This is a genomic window from Paenibacillus sp. FSL R7-0163, assembly GCF_037969975.1.
Classification (GTDB): domain Bacteria; phylum Bacillota; class Bacilli; order Paenibacillales; family Paenibacillaceae; genus Paenibacillus_AQ; species Paenibacillus_AQ odorifer.
The window spans coordinates 1,353,777-1,372,583 of the sequence record NZ_CP150224.1; the positions used below are offsets into that span (position 1 = coordinate 1,353,777).

Annotated in this window: 24 protein-coding genes; 21 read left to right on the forward strand and 3 right to left on the reverse strand. The window is 50.1% G+C overall.

What is annotated here, in order from left to right; genetic code table 11:
• Positions 1-44: 44 nt before the first annotated feature.
• The 17 genes from NST45_RS05840 to NST45_RS05920 all read left to right on the forward strand — a co-directional run bounded on the left by NST45_RS05840 (position 45) and on the right by NST45_RS05920 (position 15,257).
• The gene (locus tag NST45_RS05840) at positions 45-659 is read left to right on the forward strand and encodes a hypothetical protein (protein WP_076214563.1); all 615 of its coding nucleotides are present in this window, start codon (positions 45-47) and stop codon (positions 657-659) included.
• Between the two features lie 97 nt (positions 660-756).
• Positions 757-1,845, forward strand: coding sequence for a DUF5309 family protein (locus NST45_RS05845; protein WP_076214568.1), 1,089 nt, complete (start codon positions 757-759; stop codon positions 1,843-1,845).
• A gap of 15 nt (positions 1,846-1,860) precedes the next feature.
• Positions 1,861-2,079 (forward strand): hypothetical protein, encoded by a 219-nt coding sequence (locus tag NST45_RS05850; protein ID WP_076214571.1) that lies wholly within the window; start codon positions 1,861-1,863, stop codon positions 2,077-2,079.
• A 14-nt stretch (positions 2,080-2,093) separates the two neighbouring features.
• A complete protein-coding gene (locus tag NST45_RS05855; RefSeq protein WP_076214576.1) occupies positions 2,094-2,480 on the forward strand; it encodes a hypothetical protein in 387 nt (128 codons plus the stop codon).
• A complete protein-coding gene (locus NST45_RS05860) occupies positions 2,480-2,800 on the forward strand; it encodes a hypothetical protein (RefSeq protein WP_076214579.1) in 321 nt (106 codons plus the stop codon). The genes NST45_RS05855 and NST45_RS05860 overlap by 1 nt, the downstream gene beginning before the upstream one ends.
• 44 nt (positions 2,801-2,844) lie before the next feature.
• Positions 2,845-3,177 (forward strand): minor capsid protein, encoded by a 333-nt coding sequence (locus NST45_RS05865; RefSeq protein WP_141118509.1) that lies wholly within the window; start codon positions 2,845-2,847, stop codon positions 3,175-3,177.
• Between the two features lie 69 nt (positions 3,178-3,246).
• The gene (locus NST45_RS05870) at positions 3,247-3,777 is read left to right on the forward strand and encodes a hypothetical protein (protein WP_076141597.1); all 531 of its coding nucleotides are present in this window, start codon (positions 3,247-3,249) and stop codon (positions 3,775-3,777) included.
• A gap of 59 nt (positions 3,778-3,836) precedes the next feature.
• Positions 3,837-4,271 (forward strand): hypothetical protein, encoded by a 435-nt coding sequence (locus NST45_RS05875; RefSeq protein ID WP_036679098.1) that lies wholly within the window; start codon positions 3,837-3,839, stop codon positions 4,269-4,271.
• 309 nt (positions 4,272-4,580) lie between these two features.
• A complete protein-coding gene (locus tag NST45_RS05880) occupies positions 4,581-4,982 on the forward strand; it encodes a hypothetical protein (RefSeq protein WP_076179866.1) in 402 nt (133 codons plus the stop codon).
• Positions 4,979-8,746 carry a hypothetical protein gene (locus tag NST45_RS05885; protein ID WP_076214587.1) on the forward strand — a complete coding sequence of 1,256 codons (3,768 nt, stop codon included), beginning with the start codon at positions 4,979-4,981 and terminating at the stop codon, positions 8,744-8,746. The genes NST45_RS05880 and NST45_RS05885 overlap by 4 nt, the downstream gene beginning before the upstream one ends.
• On the forward strand, positions 8,743-9,540 hold the full coding sequence (locus NST45_RS05890; protein WP_076214590.1) for a phage tail domain-containing protein: 798 nt from the start codon (positions 8,743-8,745) through the stop codon (positions 9,538-9,540). Before NST45_RS05885 ends, NST45_RS05890 begins: the two co-directional genes overlap by 4 nt.
• A gap of 15 nt (positions 9,541-9,555) precedes the next feature.
• The gene (locus NST45_RS05895; RefSeq protein WP_076214593.1) at positions 9,556-9,924 is read left to right on the forward strand and encodes a hypothetical protein; all 369 of its coding nucleotides are present in this window, start codon (positions 9,556-9,558) and stop codon (positions 9,922-9,924) included.
• A gap of 17 nt (positions 9,925-9,941) precedes the next feature.
• Complete coding sequence (locus tag NST45_RS05900) at positions 9,942-10,622, forward strand: hypothetical protein (protein WP_076214598.1); 681 nt, start codon at positions 9,942-9,944, stop codon at positions 10,620-10,622.
• Between the two features lie 11 nt (positions 10,623-10,633).
• Positions 10,634-12,154, forward strand: a complete 1,521-nt coding sequence (locus tag NST45_RS05905; protein ID WP_076214603.1) for an SGNH/GDSL hydrolase family protein — start codon at positions 10,634-10,636, stop codon at positions 12,152-12,154.
• Positions 12,155-12,415: 261 nt separating this feature from the next.
• The gene (locus NST45_RS05910; RefSeq protein WP_339825157.1) at positions 12,416-14,419 is read left to right on the forward strand and encodes a phage tail protein; all 2,004 of its coding nucleotides are present in this window, start codon (positions 12,416-12,418) and stop codon (positions 14,417-14,419) included.
• Positions 14,420-14,464: 45 nt separating this feature from the next.
• Positions 14,465-15,001, forward strand: a complete 537-nt coding sequence (locus NST45_RS05915) for a hypothetical protein (RefSeq protein ID WP_076214611.1) — start codon at positions 14,465-14,467, stop codon at positions 14,999-15,001.
• A gap of 85 nt (positions 15,002-15,086) precedes the next feature.
• Positions 15,087-15,257 carry a hypothetical protein gene (locus NST45_RS05920; protein ID WP_339825160.1) on the forward strand — a complete coding sequence of 57 codons (171 nt, stop codon included), beginning with the start codon at positions 15,087-15,089 and terminating at the stop codon, positions 15,255-15,257.
• Here the strand turns inward: NST45_RS05920 and NST45_RS05925 are convergent.
• Positions 15,254-15,568 carry a hypothetical protein gene (locus tag NST45_RS05925; protein WP_076214615.1) on the reverse strand — a complete coding sequence of 105 codons (315 nt, stop codon included), beginning with the start codon at positions 15,566-15,568 and terminating at the stop codon, positions 15,254-15,256. The two genes, NST45_RS05920 and NST45_RS05925, sit on opposite strands and share 4 nt — an antisense overlap.
• A gap of 70 nt (positions 15,569-15,638) precedes the next feature.
• On the opposite strand from NST45_RS05925, the gene NST45_RS05930 reads away from it, so the two are divergent.
• The 4 genes from NST45_RS05930 to NST45_RS05945 all read left to right on the forward strand — a co-directional run bounded on the left by NST45_RS05930 (position 15,639) and on the right by NST45_RS05945 (position 17,083).
• Positions 15,639-15,833 (forward strand): hypothetical protein, encoded by a 195-nt coding sequence (locus NST45_RS05930; protein WP_036679177.1) that lies wholly within the window; start codon positions 15,639-15,641, stop codon positions 15,831-15,833.
• Between the two features lie 86 nt (positions 15,834-15,919).
• Positions 15,920-16,147, forward strand: coding sequence for a hypothetical protein (locus tag NST45_RS05935; RefSeq protein ID WP_143763160.1), 228 nt, complete (start codon positions 15,920-15,922; stop codon positions 16,145-16,147).
• Between the two features lie 2 nt (positions 16,148-16,149).
• Positions 16,150-16,860, forward strand: coding sequence for an N-acetylmuramoyl-L-alanine amidase (locus tag NST45_RS05940; protein WP_076214623.1), 711 nt, complete (start codon positions 16,150-16,152; stop codon positions 16,858-16,860).
• A 1-nt stretch (position 16,861) separates the two neighbouring features.
• Positions 16,862-17,083, forward strand: a complete 222-nt coding sequence (locus NST45_RS05945; RefSeq protein WP_076214629.1) for a hypothetical protein — start codon at positions 16,862-16,864, stop codon at positions 17,081-17,083.
• A 61-nt stretch (positions 17,084-17,144) separates the two neighbouring features.
• On the opposite strand, the gene NST45_RS05950 is transcribed toward NST45_RS05945, so the two are convergent.
• Both NST45_RS05950 and NST45_RS05955 read right to left on the reverse strand, forming a co-directional pair.
• Positions 17,145-17,501 carry a hypothetical protein gene (locus NST45_RS05950; protein WP_076106878.1) on the reverse strand — a complete coding sequence of 119 codons (357 nt, stop codon included), beginning with the start codon at positions 17,499-17,501 and terminating at the stop codon, positions 17,145-17,147.
• A 108-nt stretch (positions 17,502-17,609) separates the two neighbouring features.
• Positions 17,610-18,641: a tyrosine-type recombinase/integrase gene (locus tag NST45_RS05955; RefSeq protein WP_076141580.1), complete on the reverse strand. Its 1,032-nt coding sequence runs from the start codon at positions 18,639-18,641 to the stop codon at positions 17,610-17,612.
• Positions 18,642-18,807 lie beyond the last annotated feature (166 nt).

Sequence of the window (18,807 nt, forward strand, 5' to 3'; positions counted from 1 at the left end):
GACATACGATAGCCGACGGGCTTTAAGCGGACGGAGGACATGCGATGGAAACCGAATTTAAACGAATTAAACGCTCACGATATCCGATGAATCTGCAGTTATTTGCGGAAGGCGACGCGGATCCCGATCCGAACCCAACGTCAGACCCAACGCCCGATAAGACTTTCACTCAAGCGGATCTAGACCGCATTGTTGCCGACCGTCTCGCGCGTGATCGCAAAGGCCGCGAAGATTACGACGATATCAAGACGAAGCTGACAACGCTCGAACAAGCGGACGCTGCTCGGGACGCGGCGCTTAATACCGCAAATCAACGTTTAATTGCCGCGGAATTTAGGTCGCTGGCGCGCGATGCTAATATTCCTACTGACCGAATGGCCGCTGCGTTAAAATTGGCTGATTTGACAGGTGTTACGTTGGACGGTGAGGGGAATGCAATCGGCGTTAAGGAAGCTGTCGAAGCGCTGATAGTTGCAAACGCCTATTTAGTTGAAAAGACCCAGCCGAAACCGATCGGTGGTGCCAGTGGGGCGAAAACTGACCCACCGGACAAGACAAAGGAGCACCTTCTTAGGGAAGCCGCAGACAAGGCGCGGAAGACGGGGCGGATTGAAGACCGGATGGCATATGCGGCACTTAAAGAAGAGTTACAAAAATAACCACATTTAATTACAGAGATAAAGTCGCGAGTAGTTGGCGGCTTATTTTATTGCGCGGATTTATCCGTAGCACTCAAATTACAGGGGGAAATACAACATGCCTAAAGTTTACAATTCTTCAATTGTGGGAAAACGCGAGTCCGTAGTAGACGAAATCCTGCTGCTGAATCAGCATCAAACTCCGCTATTGAACTTACTAGGATTTGCTGAGCCAATTAATGCGGTAGAACACGTATGGTACGAGGATGAAATGTTCCCGGACGAAACCTCAACTACTGAATCCGCTCTAGTAGGCGCGACCTCAATCGTAGTCGCCGACGTTACGCCTTTCCGGGTTGATTCCGTAATCAAAATTGCGGACGAAATGCTGAAAGTTACCGCAATCGATGCGGGCATAAAAACGCTGACAGTTACCCGTGGATATGCTTCAACAACCGCTGCTGCGGTAGCTTCTGGTGCACGTGTAGAGTTCCAGTTTGACGAGGGTGTAGAAGGCGCCGACGCACGTGCTGCTCGCTACAAAGCACGCGTTCGTAAGTCCAACCTAACACAGATTTTCACAGATACGGTAGACCTTTCAGGTACTGCACAGGCAATCGCACAATACGGAATCGACAACCTGTACGAGCATGAGAAGCAGAAGAAGCAGCTCGAGCTCGCGTTACAGCTCGAAAAGGCCGCAATCAACGGTATTGCGTACGAAAACGGCCAGGTTCGCCAAATGCGGGGTATCCGTCAGTTCATTAAATCCAACGTTACTAACGTGGGTGGCGCACTCACTCTTGGCGCTATTAATACCCTAGCTCAGACGATTTATGAAGCTGGCGGGTTTGCTAACGGTGGCGATTACAAGGTAATGGTGGCTGCTAAGCAGAAAATGGCGCTTTCCGGAACCGACAGCAACAAAATTACGCTGACTCGCGGCGAAAACACACGAGGACAGTCCGTAGAAAAAATCGTTACTGACTTCGGAGAGTTTGAGGTTGCACTGAATCAAAACCTTGCGCCTGACGAACTACTTCTTGTTGATGCCAATCGTATCAAGATTCATCCGCTGGCAACTCGCGAGTTCGGACATACTTATCTCGGTCTAGTCGGCGACTCGATGAAAGGCCAAATCGTCGGAGAGTACACGTTGGCTCTCGAACAAGAAAAAGCTCACGGCCGTCTGAAAGGTCTGTCGTAAGAACGGAGGTATACGATGGTAACTTACGAATCACCACGCTATCCGCAGCTCGGATTTTACGTAGACGGAGGCTTTCGCAGATTTAGCGGAGGCCTTTTTCATACGGACGATCCCGCTGAGATAGCCGTACTCGACACGATAACTGACGTTGCACGGATCGACGAAGAAGTACCGGAGGAACCCGTTAAGCCAGCGCCTAAGCCGCGAAAGGCTGCGAATACCTCCGCAAAATAACGGGAGGTGGGCGTATGGTTTCGGTAGAAGACGCAACAGCGTATATAAACGTGAACTGTATTAGCGTTGAGGATTGGGAATCAGCAGACGACGCCAAAAAACTACGGATAGTTAACGTGGCAGGACGGACGCTTACGAACAAATACGCTCAATATACGATACCGGACGCGGCTGTATACGAATATGCGAACGAACTCGCGATCGCGTTTAACGATACGAACGCGCTGCAGCAACAAGGCGTAGCGAGCTTCGGATTAACGGGCGTCGCGAATTTTACGTTTAAGGATTGGGCGAAAACGGGCCTCGACGCATGGATACCGGACATCGCGCTCGAACTCATTAGCGCGGAAAATGGCGGCGTTAAACTCGGACGTAAGACCGCGAAGTGGGTGACGATGTAATGGCGCTCATACCGCTGAGACAAACGGTCACAATTACGCCGTTTACCGGATATGATCCGGATTATAACGAGCCGTCATACGGTACTCCTTACGCGCAGAAATGCCGCTTTAGTGAGGCGGTTAAACTCGTACGCAATCAACATGGCGCGGAAGTCGTAAGCGTCGGCACGTTTTACTTCGATAAGCTCGCGGACATTTCGCTCGACGATCGCCTTACGTACACCAACGAACTATTAGCGGACATAACGTACACGCCACTCGCAATCAGCGTTAAACGGGCGCTCAACGGTAAGCCGCTAATAACGGAGGTGGACGTATAATGGCGCTAACTTTGACGGGTTTAACCGCAGCGGTGCGCGTGGCAATGCCGGGGATCACCGTAGTCGGCAACGACTTTATTGCAGATAATCCGGATGAATGTGCGTATGTGCGAATAACAGGCGGACCGCCTCCGAAAGAGTGGTCGTCCGTTGCATATCCGTCATTTCAAGTCGTGATTCGCGCGAAGTCATCCGCAACGGCTGAAACGAAGGCTAACGCTATATTCGAAGCGCTACACGGTAAGGCGGAATTTATGATCGGGACTACGCGCGCCGTTAAGTGCCTGGCGGATCAGTCGGCGCCGTGGTATCTCGGTCCTGACGCGAATAACCGAGCGCTATATTCCGTTAATTTTACGTTAACAACATCGCTATAAACGCAGGGCTGTCCGTTACTGGGCGGCTCTTTTTGTTGTGCAAATATAAACATAAGGGGACCTGTGAGAATGTCACAAAACTTTAGCAAGATCGAGGTAGGCCCGGCGATAGTCGAATACGGCACAGGACTAACGGCGGTCAAATTCGAAACGACCATCGGCGGCGTCGTCTTCACAACGGAGACTACTTATCGCGAACAGAAGACGGACCAAACCGGTGAGACCATCGTCGGTAAGCGCGTAACCGGACGTAATGTAAGCGTGACGGTACCGTTCGGCGAGTATGATCTGCCAACTATTCCGAAGATTATGGCGGGCGCGGAAGTTGTAACAGGCGCAGGTGGTTCGAAGGTTGTTGTTAAGACTGGCGTAGGCCTTAACTTGATTGACACCGCAAAGCAAGCCGTCATTAAGCCATTGGCGAAACTGACTGATCCGGACTTTTGGATTACGATTCCGCTGGCGTACAGCGAGACGGATTTATCTTATTCGTTCAACAACGAAAATGAGCGCATCACAAACGTAACACTCCGGTCAACTCCGGATGAAGACGGAGTTATTGCGATTCTCGGTGACGAAACAATCACTGCAACACCGTAAATATCACGTTGAAAGGGGCGCTTAATTGCGCCTCTATTTCTTTATAAGGAGCGAATATAATGCAGATTTTTAAGCGTTCAGATAAAGCGGAAGTACCCGCGCCAAATATCGTAATTGACCCCAACGTAATCCAGCTCGGAGACAGAACGGTAAAGGTGCGGAAGGTAGCGGTCGGACAATGGCGCGAACTATTTGCCGCTGTTAATATGCTACCGGAATTGATTATGGGCGTTATGTCAGCGCCAGCCGAGAACCGCGTAGCTTACTTATTCGCGTTCATCGAGCACGCGCTAAATGACGTCGTTCAAGTGGTCAGCGTATTGACCGGATTCGAACCGGAGTGGATCGAGGCAAACGTAGCGCCGGACGAATTGATGGAGTATTTTACCGCCGTTGCGCGCGTTAACAACTTCGGCGGCCTCTTAAAAAACGTGCAAGGCGCTCTGCAACTCGCGAACCTGCAGACGGGAGTAGCGGAAGCGAGCGCCGAGTAACGATAGACGAATTTTTTATTGACGCAGCCGTACGCCTCGGTAAAACGCAAGTTGAGTTCGAGCGCGGTTATTACGTTATGGATTTACTCGACGTGTTGGATGCGGACAAGCGACGTAAGGCTGGCGAAACACTCGACGCGCTAAACGTTAACGTTATGTCGCACACGACTAACGTAGAGGATTATCGCAAGTTTACGACGGGATTACAGCGTGAAGCCGGATTCACAACGCAGAGCAAGCCGAAGTTTGACGAAGCCGGATTTAAACTATTACGCGATCAGATGAGCGCGGGGAGGGTGTGACGGACGTATGGATTTTCGAATGGAAACGGCGGCGCTACGTCAGTTTTTAGAGCGCCAGAAAACGCGCGTACTTGACGGAGCGACAATCGGATTACACGACGCTACCGACCACCTACTCGCGGCATCACGTAATGAGGCTCCGTTAAAGTCGGGTACGTTGCGGATGACGGCAGGCAAGGAAGTCGTAAATAGGGACGGACGAATATACGGTGAGGTATTTTACTCCGCAACGGAAACGGGTCCCTCTGGTGCGCGCTTTAATTATGCGCTACGTGTACACGAGATGGGCGAGTATAAGAATCCGACCACTCCCGGCACTCGTCCGAAGTTCTTATCGCGACCACTCCGAACGAATGAACGGATATATAAACAGTTTATCGCGGATGCAGTAAGGAGGGCGCTAAGATGAGTACGGGCGGCACAAACGTAGGTGAAATTCAAGCGCGGATCACGCTTGATATAGCGGAGTTTCGGCGTAACTTAGACGAAGCAAGGCGCCGGATACAGGAACTCGAAGATCAAAGCAGACGCGGTGCGGACGGCATGAAGAACTTTGGCTCCGCGCTTGCTGGGCTCGGTGCTGGCGCTGCTCTAACGAAACTTGTACGCGAGATGCAATCGGTAGTTGCGGAAGCCGCGAAGTTGTATAACGCGTTCCAGGGACTTAACGCGGTAGCAAAGGGATTCGGAATTCAGACGAAAGACGCACAACAAGCCGCGCAGGATTTAGCCAAGCGCGGTTTTTTATCGTTGACTGAGGCGGTATTAGCTTATAAAACCGCCATGTCAACCGGACTCGATCTTGAAGAGTCAACGAATCTTATCAACTCACTCGCGGACTCAGCCGCATACGGAAGGCAATCTTTTTATACGATGGGCGGCGCTATCCAAGCGTCACTTGACGGTATCAAGAACGGTAACTCGGTACTGTCCGATGCGGTCGGCGTAACGAAGAATCTATCCGTTATGCAAAAGGAATACGCGGCATCGATCGGAACAACGGTCGGAAGATTAACGGACGCACAAAAGATCGAAGCGGCTTACTACGGGTTTATGCGTGAGGGTGCGATCTTTACCGGAAACGCAGACGAAGCGATGCAGGGATTCACCGGTACGCAGAACCGTTTCGCACAAGCTACGAACGAAGCGCGCGTTGCACTCGGAGAGTCGTTTACTCCTGTTGTACAGAAAACGCTTGAATCGCTGACTCCAACGATAATCGCACTCGCGGATTTTGTAACGGAAAATAAGGCGCTTGTAGCTGGTCTCGCAACAGGAACAGCCGGAATGCTTGCATTTGTGTCCGTGCTCACAATGTTACCGCCGTTATTCGCGCTGATTAAGACCGGGATGATGGCGCTAGGAGCTTCCGCAGGTCCTATCGGATTAGCGATCGTTGCTATCGGAGCGCTGGCGGGCGGAATCGGAGCGTTGGTTGCGAAAAAGGGAGAAGACGCAAGAGCAACGCAGGACATGATGAAGGCGCAAAAGGAACTTAACGCGCTACTCGATAAAGCGCCAGTCGACCAATCGGCCGCAGATATCGAAACGCTCACAGCCAAAACGAAGGAGCTTACGGAGGCTCTTAATGAACGAGCGTCGATGGAAAAGCGACTCAGCGAAATACAAGCGGCAGGCGAACAAGGGCTTGGAAATCCCGCGATGATGTCGGAAGCGATGGACATTAACGAAGCGCTCGGCGAGATGGATGATAAGCTGCGCAATATGGGATTCGACGGCGTAGAGGCTGCAACGTCTAAACTCGAAGAGATGAATAAAGCGCTCAAGTATTCGGTAGACTCAATATCCTCGCAAGATAAAGCGGAGTTTGCCGCACTGGCAACGAAGAAGGCAACGCTCGTACAAATGAGCGCATTAGCGACGCAATTTAAAGAGCTATCCGGACACCAAACGCTGGACGCCACGCAAAAAGGGCGTCTCGTTGACGTAACGGAGAAGTTGATCGAACAGTATCCGGAGCTCAATGCGCGCCAAGGCGAAGACGGGCGTATACGTGCGGATAATATCGACGTAATCATCGATCAAATCGCCGCGGATAAGAAATTTACGGATCTCGCCGCCGACCAAGCTGCGCAACGGATTCGTAACTTTGCGAAGGAAAACAAGGCGCAAGAGGAATCGGTTAAGACGCAGATTAAGAACTATACGCTGCTAATCGAAGCTATGGCGAAAGTGTCCGGAGCAAAGGCGGATACATTTGCGGAGTCTGTAGCGCAAGGCGAAGAACGTATGAACGGTAAAACGCCGAACGTTATGGACATCGTAAACAACGATTACCTTACGAATAAAGTTACGGAGGAAGCGAAACAGGGGCGTGACTTAGCGCTCGCACAACAGCAGAAATACTCGGACGCAGCGCGCGAGATGGAGAAGTTAGCGGCGGAGGTTGAATCCGGAGCTCAGACGTTTACGAAGGATATTATTCCGCAGGATGCCCCGAAAGCGGCGAAGGAAAAGAAAGCGACGGGCAAGACAGCCGCAGAACTTGCCGCCGAAGCACGCAAGGCAGCGTATGACGCCGATATGAAAACCGTCCAGTTCCAAGCGGACTTTTACGATATGACGGCTGATGCGCAGATTAAGAAATATGAAGAGTTGCGCAAGAAGCACGCTACTTTCCTCAAAGAGTCCGTAGATGATGCGCGCACACTAGCGCTACAGCTTAAACGACTCGGAGAAGACAGCGCCCAATCACGCTATGACTTTTCGGTTACGTGGATTGATGCGGAGTCGAAACGGATGGAGGACAGCGGTAAGTCGGAATTAAAGATCGCGGAAATGAAGCTCGCTAGCTGGACGCGATTACGTAATCGTTACGCGAAGGACAGCGCAGAGTACATCGCCGCCGACGATCAAGTCCGCCAATCACGCAAGAACGTAGCCACCGCAACCGAAGCGGAAGCGCGCGCTCAGTACAACGCATCGTCGAAGTGGATTAGCGCAGAGGAACGCCGCATGTCTGACGCCGGCAAATCGGAGACAGAGATCGCACAAATGAAGATCGACGCGTGGACTCGTGTACGTAATCGCTACGCCAAGGACTCGGAGTATTATGCGCAAGCTGACGAACAACTGTACAACCTCCGCAAGTCACTAACGAAGCTTACGCAGGATCTCGCAACCGACCTCGTTAAGACGCAGAAAGCCGCAATTAAGGACGCGAAGGACGCGGAACTCAAGGCGATCGAGGAACGTAAGGACGCCGCGTTAGCTGATTATGACGCGCGAATTGACGCTATTCAGCGTTTACGTGACGCCAACAAAGAGCTTAATGTTGACGCCGATTACGCAACGCAATTAGCGGAGAAGCAAACGCGCTTAGCGGAGTTATCGAGCGCGGTCGGTCCGGAAGGAATAGCGGAGCGTGACGCGCTGCTTAAAGAGATCGCGCGCATGCAACTCGAACACGACCGCGAATTAACCGACCGTACACTCGCGGATCAGCAAGACGCGCTCAAGGAAGAAAAGGACGCGCAGACGAAAGCGTACGAAGCGGAGAAGACCGCAGCCGAAGCGCAGTACGACGCATTAACGGCGGCATTTGATGCGTACTCAGGCGATATCAAGTCGATAGAGGACGGAATCGCAGCGTATCGTGTTAGCGCAAGTGGCAGCGCGAATACTACGATCCTTACGGAGCTTGACGGCTTTCTTACGCAATATCGCGCGAAAATGGCGTCGATTACGCAGATTAATGCGGAGTCGAAGAAGGCGTCCGACCTCGCTGAATACAACGCGAATAAAAACGCATGGACAGCGGCGAAGGCGAGCGGTAACACGGCGGAAATGGCGCGGCTTAACGCGCGTAACGAGGAGCTGCGGAAACTGTACGGAGTATCTTCGGATACTGGCGTTTTGCAGGCGTTTAAGGACGGCGGCATCGTTAAGGGCGCACCTGGCGCGGCAGTTCCGGTTATAGCGCATGCTAGCGAGATGTACCTTAATCCGCAGCAACAAGCGACGCTATTCGATATGATCGCAAGCCCGCGTATGACGCCGCAAGCGCCGGCGTCAGTTACGAATATTACGAATAATATCGACATGGGAGCGGAGAATGTTACGCTGACTGACCGAGCCGACGTGGAAATGTACTACGACGAGAAGGCGCGGGCGTTTGCGCGGATTCAAGCGGCGGGGGTGAAGATCGGTTGAAATACGATGTTAACGTAAACGGAATATGGTTATCTACGGTAGGGGCGGCGCTTTATGAGCGTCGTCTTCCCGTTTTACCGGAGACCGAAGATAACACACTTAAACTCGCGAATAGGGACGGCGTGCTCGACTTTGGGTTTACGTACGGACCGCGAACGCTGACGCTAACCTTCGAGATTACGTCGAGCGCGGCAGAGTTTAACGGGACGGTGGCGCAATTAGCGCACATCTTTAACGCAAGGCGCGGTGTGCTGGCGTTAGAGTTTGCGGATATGCCGGATAAGAAATGGCGTTGTGTCTACGCAGGTACACTTCAACTCGGCGCTACTGGCTCGCGCTTAATTGACGTGCAATTGCGGATGAACGATCCGTGGCCTGAAAGCACGCAGTCAACGGAATTACACGAATACGGTGAAGGGCTAACGTTCGGCGAGGGTTATTTTTATACGGATCACAGCGTTGAGATCAGCGCAAGTGGTCAGGTATTAACGATTAATAATGCGGGTTATAACGAAGTCGGGCCGTTAATCCGGATATATGGCGCGTTTACAAACCTATCGCTATCCGATGGTTACGAAACGCTGACGCTTACGGGATCGACCGGAGTTAATGACATAATCGAAATCGACTGCGCGGTGAATAAGCAGACGGTGCATAAGAACGGCGCGAATGCATACGCGATGAGTAACCGTGTGTTTCCGTTGTTGCAGCCGGGCGATACGGAATTTACAGTGACGGGTGCGTCGGTTAATGTGCGGATTGAATTCGTATTCCGCTATAAATATCTATACTAACGGAGGTAGTTGCGGATGGGATTTGTAAGACGCGTAATATCAGGCGCGCTGGACCTCGCGAATCTAGCGAATCATAACGCAAACTTTGCGGATATTGAAACGGATTTAACTGAACATCGCGGACGGTTTGTGGAAGTGGAGACGAGCCTCGCAGATCAGGACGTTCGGATCACTAATCTGATTGTTAATGCGGGCGATAGTGGTCCGGAGGCAAGGGACGCCAGGGTGAGCAGCGCAACGGGAACTGCCTACCCAACTCTCAAAGATCGCCTTGACATAGAAATGACGAGTTTGATGGCTTTTCTAAACTACATGCCCATCAATGGGGGCTCCTTTGATGGTAATGATCCGACAGGGCCTATCATTGACGGTGGGACATATTAACAAAGGGGGCAACATCCATGGCAGTCATTAAGATTAAACGTGGTCTATCCGCAAATGTCTCTGGTCTCGTTCTTGAGGCCGGAGAATTAGCGTTGGCTACAGATACTGGAAAATTATACGCAGGCAACGGGACAGGTCGTGTACTGCTCAATCCGGACCAAGCTGCTGCTGAGACGGCGGTTAAACTCCAAACTCCGCGCACAATTGCGATCACCGGAGATGGAGCAGGAACAAGTTCTGGTTTTGACGGGTCCGCCAATGCTTCTATTTCGCTGATCCTCGCAAATAGCGGAGTAACAGCGGGGTCTTATACAAAGGTGACTGTCGATGCTAAGGGCCGCGTAACTGCAGCCTCGCAAATGACAGCGGCGGATATTGCGCTGGGAAACGTTACAAACGAGAGCAAGACTACAATGTTTATTAGTCCTGCGTTTACAGGGACTCCGACAGCACCGACAGCCGCAGCCGGTACGAACTCTACCCAACTCGCGACCACCGCGTTTGTCGAAGCAGTCCGTGTAATTCTAGCGGCGGCAGATGCGCTCAAGGCTCCGTTAGCGTCACCGGCCTTTACCGGAAACCCAACAGTACCAACACAGGCCACCGCAGATAACAGCACAAAGGTAGCGTCTACGGCATTTGTTAAGTCGCAGGGATATCTATCAGCATCCGACACCATCGATGGCGGTACATTTTAAGGAGGTGCGTTATGGCAAATAAAATACAGTTACGACGTGGGACTAAAGCGCAATTAACGTCGCTCGGTCCGTTGGCAGTGGGTGAGCCGGGATTTACTACGGATACGAGAGAATTGTTTGTAGGTTCCTCGAGTGGGAACGTCCAAATCGCCACAAGTGACGAGGTCAGTGTCCGAGCACAGAAAGGCACAATGGCTGCCGATAGATTCCGTCGGGCAGCACGTGATATAACTAAAGAACAAGCATTTTACGTCATCGGAGATTCAATAGCAGTCGGAGCCACCGCCACAGATTACCAGAATGATGCGTTTGTTGGGATTGTACGCAAGGCATTAAATATCGATTATGCTAACAAAAACTTCGGCTTCGAAAGTATTGGTATTACTACTGGAAAAAATCATTACCATGTCCTGGGAACATTTAACTTCAACCTGGAAATGAATGCTGCTTATTATGGGGGACAGGTGGCTCGTAGCACGGCATCTGGGGGTTATATCACGGTTGATTATGTGGGAAAGGACTGTAAACTTGTTTATGGGGGCAGGGCAGACGGCGGTAAGTTGAATGTAAGTGTTGATGGGGCAGCTTGGGGAACGATCGATACTAGCGTAATTGGAGCGTATACAAATGGCTCTATATCGTTACCGATAATTACATCTGGATGGGGAGCCCATCAGATCATTTTCCAAAAAGTTGATACAAAAAACACTGACATCTGCGGATTGATGTATGCAGACTATTCCGCAGGGACTCCGCAGCCTATCTTGCATAATGCAAGCAGATCCGGTATCTACCTTACACAAATACCAGATACTGTGCTAGATCAATACACCGACAGCGGTATGGTTATTTTGGCGATGGGTGTCAATGATAACCTACAGAGTACCCCGATTGCGACTTTTAAAAGTAAAGTTGAATATATTGCGTCTCGGGTAGATTCCCGTGGTGGGTCAATGCTTATTTTAGACTTTATGTATAATACCCTCAGCAATACCTACAAGACCGTACTCAAAGATGTAGCAATTAAGTATCCTCAGTTTGGATACGCCGATTTTGGGGCCATTTGGTTTGGTGATTCTACAAAAAATATAGCGGCGGGATTACTTAACTCAGACGGGCTGCATCCGACTGACTATGGACATGAGCAGATAGCCCAAGTGATACTCCGGCATTTAAATTTACCATACTCGAAGCAAACGGTTAATTTCGTACCGGATAGTGCTTGGATGCCGTTGGAGTTTGCAAATGGGTGGTCTGCATTTGGAGTGGCAGGGGATATACCGTCCTACAAACTGTATCATAATGGTACTGTCAGATTAAGAGGTATATTAAAGGGTGGAACAATATCTGTGGGTGTGGTAATGGCGAAATTACCTGTAGGACGTCGCCCGAAAATGTTGAAGGTTATGAGCACAACTGCAAACGGCCTTCCAACAGAAATAAAAATAAATCCAGACGGCACAATTGTCTTATCAGGCTCCAATGGTGCCGGATTTGTCACATTAGACAATATAAGTTTTGAACTGGACTAATTTTCATTTAATAGATGCGCATACTTAAATGCAAGCCTTGACGATCCTACTCACGGGGCTTTACGCTTTCCCCAACGAAAGGAGGAATCCACTATATCGACGCTACTCGCACTCGACCGCCACTTCACGCCAATCGGCGCACTCGTATCCGCAGACGACGTCGCACGTACTCGCCGTACCAACGCTGACTATTCGCTCGGCTTCACGGTCCCGATGTCATCCGCTGATTATCGCGAAAAGTTACCGCTAAAAGGCCACATTATGGATGAACGCGGTCAGTATTACGTTATCAACAAGCGCCAGCGTAACCGCGATAATCGCAAACTAACCGCGCAGATTACATGTAACCACGTCATGTTCAAACTTGCGGATTATAAATTTCCGTACGCGTCATATATACGCGAAGCTTACGGAATCCATATTACGCAATTAACAGCGCTCATCTCGGTGGCAACCGGGGGGCGCTTTTCTATTGCGGTCGATGACACGTTTGACCTCGCGGATGTTAAAGCGTTCGGCGGCGGCAACTGTCTCGAAGCGCTCAACGCGGTTATAAATCTGTACGGCGCGGAGGTCAATCCGGATAACTTTACGCTTCATTTGCGCAAAAAGATCGGCGACGTTAACTCCGCGCTTCAATACCGCATCGGCAAAAATATCGTAAGCTCAACGTTTACAGACGACGGTGCTTCATTATGTACGCGGTTATTTGCGGAAATGAAGGACTCGCGGACTTGGATCGGTCAGCCTGCATCGATATTAACAGCGGATGAGCGTGCACGATTATTGGCGGCGGACCCGAACGCAATTACTGACGGTATTATCCGCGTCAACTATCTCGTGTCTCCGTATGCCTCTGCGTGGGCTTCAGACAGTGTTCCGTTTTACGACGATCTACTAACGGAGCAAGACGTAACCGATCCTCTTAAATTGCTCGAAGCTGCGCGAATCCGTTTAGCTGAGCGTGATGTTCCGGCGCTTGAAGTTAGCGTATCGGCAGCGGATTTGCACAAACTCGACAGTATGGAACCTCAACCTGGACTCGGCGATACAGTTACGCTGGTCGATCCGGACATGGAGCTTACGCACATAACCGCACGCATTACAGAGTTAACGGAGTATCCGTTCGCAAAAGATAAGCATACGCAAGTTACGGTTGCCAATGTAATGCGGCGTGATTATGCGCAGATTATTGCGGACTTAGAGAGCGGACGGCGCGCGGTTGAGAATATATTTAGCGGCGGACGGATTCGTGCGGAAGTATTTGAGGAGTTCGCGCGGCTGGCGGTTAACGAGATCAACGCGAGTAAAACGGAGATCAAATACGATGAGCGCGGAATCGTCCTGCAGTCGAAAACGGACCCATCCGATCAAGTTATACTAACGTCAAACGGACTTATCTTAACGACGGATGCCGGAGCTACAGCACGTATAGCGATGACGGCGACCGGAATAGCAGCGGAAGTAATCGCGGGGCAACTCGGTAGTTTCGTATCGATGGTTATCGGCAGCGGCAATAACGTAGTCAAGATTAATACGAACGGAATTAGCGCAGGGCACGACGATTTCAACTCCGCGCCTTTCCGTTTGGATATGGCGGGCAACGTCGTACTCAATAAGCTGACCGCAAACTCCGCGAATATCTTATCGTCCAATTTTACGAATGGCGCGATTGTCGGTTCGTCAATTAACGTCGGTAACGGGGTATTCACGGTAGACACCGCCGGTAATATGCGAGCGACGAGCGGTGACTTTAGCGGATTTATTAGCGCATCCTCCATTAGCGGTACGACTATTACGGGCGGTACGATAACGGGTGCTAAGATACAGACGTCCGCATCTGTTTATCCGCGTGTCGTGATCGATCCGACAAGCGTTGCGTTCGGTGTATATGCAGGGCCTAACGATGGGATACTGATTCCCGCGTATGATGGCGGGGTTAGTAAGATCCGTTTTATGGCGAATGGTAACGAGTCTACGATATATAACTCACCTAGCGTCGGGCTTGCGTTGAGTGCGTACGGGAACCTTACCTTAGCGGGAACTAACGTTGATTTACAGCCTAGCGGTAGTGTAAGGTTGAGCTCGTGGTCTAAGCTTCGAATAGATAACGGGACAACGCTGCAGGGAGAAATCGACGCTCTCTGGAACGCAATCGCTACAAAAGCCAGCGTATCTCACTCGCATTCTGTAACGTTGCCTTCTCATAATCATGGGAACCCTGCTAACACGAATAGTGGAGGCGGAACCTATTCAGTAGCCTAACGTAATGGTATGATAGGGTAAATATACCAAACGGAGGTTATTCTCGTGAAAAAGTTTATTTCTGGAATAATTGTCGGAGTGCTATTATTTACGGGCGCTTCTGCATTTGCGGACTCAGTGGGTCTAATAGGACAAAAAGTACAAGGGATATTTACGGTTGAAAAAGGCGGAAAAAAAGTAGCTGACGCCATTATTATAAACGGAACAGCATACGCTCCAGTTCGCGCGGTATCTGAGGCGACGGGTGCGATACTAACCGTGGAGGGGAAAAAGATCATTATGGGTGACGTGGTAGTAGGAGGAGTCTTACCTAGTAGTGACGTGAGCGTTTCCAGTGAGTTGAGTACGAAGCGCGATGAAGTGGTCGCTGAGATTGAAAAGAAAGCACAACAAATCGCTAATCACAAAGAACTTCGAATAAAGGTGTGGGAGACCTTTATAAAAGAAAATCCAAACTCGACAACTATACCGCAGTGGCAGGCTTCTTTAGACGAAGCGAATACTCAGTTAGTACAATTTGAAAAGGAACTCGCATTCTATCAAGCAGAGTTAGCGCAGATCAACGCCGCACTCGGCGAATAATATACGCAAAATAACGAAGAGTCTCGTGCTACGGACGTAACGTCCTACGCATCGGGGCTCTTTTTTAATTAACGGAGGGATACGAATGAGTGTCGGAGAAATCAAAGTTAGGATCGAGCTTCCATGGTTACACGAACTCACCGCAGCGATAGTCGAAACCGGAGAAATGCGAGCAGACCGCCGCGAGAGAGAGGCGCATGTAGTTAGATTCATTGAACATAACGCAGGCAGGGCGCAGATAACTCAAATTAACTAAAGTCCTAACTGACGAGCAACTTGTTCCGCGACAGCCTTCGTCTGGAATTCGTTCCAGTTTGAGAACTTAGTGTGCTCAGAAATGTAGGCGTTAAACCTAGGGCCGATTATCTTTTCGATGTCCTCAAGACTGGCGACTGCATACCCGCCCTTATCGAATAACTCATCAATAGATTGAAAGTCAGTATACTTGCGCATAAATGAAGAATTAAAAAGTTCATCTAAAGTAACATGCTGCCCTTCGGATAGCTTGTCCGCTTTACGTTGGATATTATCGAACAAATTTGAACTAGTAAATTTAGCTTTTACCAATCACTTTACCTCCCATGTATCTGCGCCCTACCTTATTTTAACATCTAACTCAATCAAAAGGGGTTTTACTATGAAAGTACGCGCATTACTCGAATGTACGATAGATACCGCTAATCCCGCGCCAGAACTCGCCGCAACTATTAGCGCAGTCCTAGCCGCACTACCTAACGCTGAATCCCGCTTATCTGTACTCCAAACGCTCGACGACGAGATCGGCCGCGCGCTAGCGGATTATCTTGCGCCTGAAACGGAGGCGACCGCTTGATGGACGGAACACTATGGGCGGAGGTCGCCAAGAACGGAATATTTGCGGTAGCAGCCGCAGTTATCGCGTGGACACTATGGAAAGAGATGCGCCGAATGTCCGACGAAGCTCGAGCACGTGAAGAACGTATCAGCACGGAAGCCAAGACGGAACGCGAACGGATGCACACGGAGTCCCTTGCGCGTGAAGACCGCTTGATGAAGCTGGCGGAAGGACTTACGGATCGATTCGAAGCGCTGGCCGGTCAATACGAGAACCTGGCGCTCGATGTCCGCGATATTAAAACGATAGTACACGGAAAGGATGCTGCGTAAATATGGGCGATTTTAATTACCGGAAGGATTATATACCGAAGACAACCGCGTGCAATCGGCGGCCTGGATACGCTATGAGCGCGACGACTATTACGATTCACAATACGGGTAATCCGGCGTCCTCGGCAGCGAATGAACGCGCATGGCTAACGAACCCAACGAACGCGCGCCAAGCTTCATTCCATATCGTAGTCGATGAGCGCGAGGCAATCGAATGTTTACCCCTGAATGAAAACGCATGGCACAGCGGAGACGGCAGCGCAGCAAAGTCCGGCAACCGTACGTCGATCGGCGTAGAGATATGCGAAAGTGGTAACTACGCAAAGACGCTTGATAACGCGGCGGTCCTCGTAGCATCGATGTTAAAGGAACGCGGATGGGGCGTGGATAGACTGCGCCGGCATTACGATTGGTCCGGTAAAATATGTCCGCGGCTTATGTATGATAGCGGAAAATGGACCGGATGGACAGCGTTTAAAGCACTAGTAGAGGCGAAGTTAAATCCGATTAAGCAGGAGGTCAACGACATGATCGTATATAAAGCGAACGTTGTAGTGAACGGATGCAAGGCGAAGGACGGCGTTTTGATTGACGGAGCGGTGTACGTTCCCTTGCGCGAGATGTCCGATCAGTTTGGCGCGGCCATCGCGTGGGATAACGTAACGAAGACGGCAACTATAACAGCTAACGCGCAAGCTAAGGAGGGCGCATAGTATGAATAAGAACGATATCCTACGCAAATTATCATCGCGGAAGTTTTGGGCGTTACTCGCTGCGTTGGCTACTTCGGTACTTACGGCTTCGGGTGCGGGTGATAATACGGTGCTGCACGTAACCGGCGTTATCGGCGCGGTTGGTGCGTGCGTTGCGTATATGTTGGCGGAGGGAATTTCTGACGCAGCGCGAGGTACAGGCGGAGATAAGGCGGAGGATTAACGATTTAAAAGGCGCAGTTCTTACGGGAGTGACTCCGTAGGGGCTGCGCCTTTTTTTGCGTTTAAAATTTCAATAGCCTCCGCATTAATTCCGCTGCTTCTTCCGCGACCTCCGTATCTGGTAACGCAAGATCTCCGAAGAAACCCCGGCATTGATAACGCACCAAAAGCCCGCCGTCTATGCGCTGTTTACTCGTCATTCTTATACCGCGCCGAAACGCTTCGTTTTTAATCTTGCGCGCCTCACTAGCTAACCGTTCACGAGCTTGCGCTAACCAATCTACGTAAGGGTCCGGTGTTTTTAAGTTAAGGAACACGTTAGAATCACGCTCGAATGCGGCCTGCACCATCGGTAAGATAACATAGGGCTTAATGAGCGTGCGGTCCTGTTCGGTAATACTTGCGGGTACTGTGGGCATTCGATTTCCTCCGTTCATATGCGAATGTATGTTCGTATTATATAACGCTAGATTTATAAACGCAACAATAAGCCCGCCAATTAATGACGGGCCTATTACTTTATGTGTTTATTTAAATACTCTCTTTCCGCGCTTTTTCTCATTCCCACTGTCTATTAATTGCATAACTGGCGATGCCTTATCGTGCTGCTCCTGTAAGTCAGTACCTGTAAAGCGAACATAGACTTGAGTCATATCTAACGAGACATGCCCAAGGATGCGGGATAAGGCTATTGTGTCGCCACTACCTCGTAAAAATTTCACGGCAAAATAATGACGAAATGTGTGAGGGGAGACCCGCGGTCCAATAACACCCACCCTCTTAGCGTATAACTTAAGCATCTTTCCGAACGTATCCCCTAAATACCTTTCTCCAAATTGGGTCAGCCAGAGGTAATCTGAACCTTCAACGTCCATGTACGAAATCAACTTTTCTAGTTCTTTTAATGTCCGCTGTGAAACTGGTACGACACGTGTCGTATTGGACTTAGCAATCTCCGCACGAACTACAATTTGGCGGAGTTTGAAGTCTACGTCTGAGACACGCAGACCGGTTAGTTCTTTTATACGCAGACCGCAGTCGACAAGAACGAGCATCATGCAGTAATCACGACGGCCGGTGTAGACCTTCCGATTAGGTGCGCTGAGAAGCCTGATTACGTCCTCGTCTGAGAAGACTTCAAACCTACCTTTTTCCTCACGCTGATAACTTACTGAGTCCATTGGTGAGTGCGTTATGACATGCTCTTTAATGAAGTAATTAAAAAAGATACGCAAAATTCTAATAACGTTGTTTACCGTTCGAGGCGATAATCCCACACTTCCGCTAGGACTTGTAGGATGGTCGTCCCATTTCGTTTTACTAAACGTGAGATATTCGATATATTCACGCAGAATTTCCGTAGTGAAGTCGTTATACTCTGTAGCATCGTACCATTTACGGAATTGATCAAGCACCTGTTTATATGCTAGTATCGTCTTAGGTGAGCGATTTTCTAACCGTTTGGAATCGAGAAATTGCGTAATATGCTTAGGGAGCGATAGTTTAACGCCCTTACCCCCTCTCGATACAAACGTAAATTTAGGATCTTTTCGTACCATTTGTCTGCGTCTCCTTTAGCGATAAGTTTTCGCTAAACGTTCCGATAAAGGTGCGCAGTATTTAACGCAATAGCGAAGTGTTCACGCCCAACTTTCCGCGTCGTTGTGCGTTTTGTGAGCGAGCTTGTCCGGAGTGAACTCGGAATTTATTGCCATGGTAGCGGAC

What these genes read in the sequence shown, in the direction of transcription:
- NST45_RS05935 (WP_143763160.1), top strand. Translation starts at nt 15,920, where the DNA reads ATGCGCCGAATGTCCGACGAAGCTCGAGCACGTGAAGAACGTATCAGC.
- NST45_RS05870 (WP_076141597.1), top strand. Translation starts at nt 3,247, where the DNA reads ATGTCACAAAACTTTAGCAAGATCGAGGTAGGCCCGGCGATAGTCGAA.
- NST45_RS05845 (WP_076214568.1), top strand. Translation starts at nt 757, where the DNA reads ATGCCTAAAGTTTACAATTCTTCAATTGTGGGAAAACGCGAGTCCGTA.
- NST45_RS05885 (WP_076214587.1), top strand. Translation starts at nt 4,979, where the DNA reads ATGAGTACGGGCGGCACAAACGTAGGTGAAATTCAAGCGCGGATCACG.
- NST45_RS05920 (WP_339825160.1), top strand. Translation starts at nt 15,087, where the DNA reads ATGAGTGTCGGAGAAATCAAAGTTAGGATCGAGCTTCCATGGTTACAC.
- NST45_RS05900 (WP_076214598.1), top strand. Translation starts at nt 9,942, where the DNA reads ATGGCAGTCATTAAGATTAAACGTGGTCTATCCGCAAATGTCTCTGGT.
- NST45_RS05940 (WP_076214623.1), top strand. Translation starts at nt 16,150, where the DNA reads ATGGGCGATTTTAATTACCGGAAGGATTATATACCGAAGACAACCGCG.
- NST45_RS05910 (WP_339825157.1), top strand. Translation starts at nt 12,416, where the DNA reads ATGGATGAACGCGGTCAGTATTACGTTATCAACAAGCGCCAGCGTAAC.
- NST45_RS05955 (WP_076141580.1), bottom strand. Translation starts at nt 18,641, where the DNA reads ATGGTACGAAAAGATCCTAAATTTACGTTTGTATCGAGAGGGGGTAAG.
- NST45_RS05850 (WP_076214571.1), top strand. Translation starts at nt 1,861, where the DNA reads ATGGTAACTTACGAATCACCACGCTATCCGCAGCTCGGATTTTACGTA.
- NST45_RS05860 (WP_076214579.1), top strand. Translation starts at nt 2,480, where the DNA reads ATGGCGCTCATACCGCTGAGACAAACGGTCACAATTACGCCGTTTACC.
- NST45_RS05950 (WP_076106878.1), bottom strand. Translation starts at nt 17,501, where the DNA reads ATGCCCACAGTACCCGCAAGTATTACCGAACAGGACCGCACGCTCATT.
- NST45_RS05875 (WP_036679098.1), top strand. Translation starts at nt 3,837, where the DNA reads ATGCAGATTTTTAAGCGTTCAGATAAAGCGGAAGTACCCGCGCCAAAT.
- NST45_RS05855 (WP_076214576.1), top strand. Translation starts at nt 2,094, where the DNA reads ATGGTTTCGGTAGAAGACGCAACAGCGTATATAAACGTGAACTGTATT.
- NST45_RS05930 (WP_036679177.1), top strand. Translation starts at nt 15,639, where the DNA reads ATGAAAGTACGCGCATTACTCGAATGTACGATAGATACCGCTAATCCC.
- NST45_RS05880 (WP_076179866.1), top strand. Translation starts at nt 4,581, where the DNA reads ATGGATTTTCGAATGGAAACGGCGGCGCTACGTCAGTTTTTAGAGCGC.
- NST45_RS05905 (WP_076214603.1), top strand. Translation starts at nt 10,634, where the DNA reads ATGGCAAATAAAATACAGTTACGACGTGGGACTAAAGCGCAATTAACG.
- NST45_RS05895 (WP_076214593.1), top strand. Translation starts at nt 9,556, where the DNA reads ATGGGATTTGTAAGACGCGTAATATCAGGCGCGCTGGACCTCGCGAAT.
- NST45_RS05865 (WP_141118509.1), top strand. Translation starts at nt 2,845, where the DNA reads ATGCCGGGGATCACCGTAGTCGGCAACGACTTTATTGCAGATAATCCG.
- NST45_RS05840 (WP_076214563.1), top strand. Translation starts at nt 45, where the DNA reads ATGGAAACCGAATTTAAACGAATTAAACGCTCACGATATCCGATGAAT.
- NST45_RS05945 (WP_076214629.1), top strand. Translation starts at nt 16,862, where the DNA reads ATGAATAAGAACGATATCCTACGCAAATTATCATCGCGGAAGTTTTGG.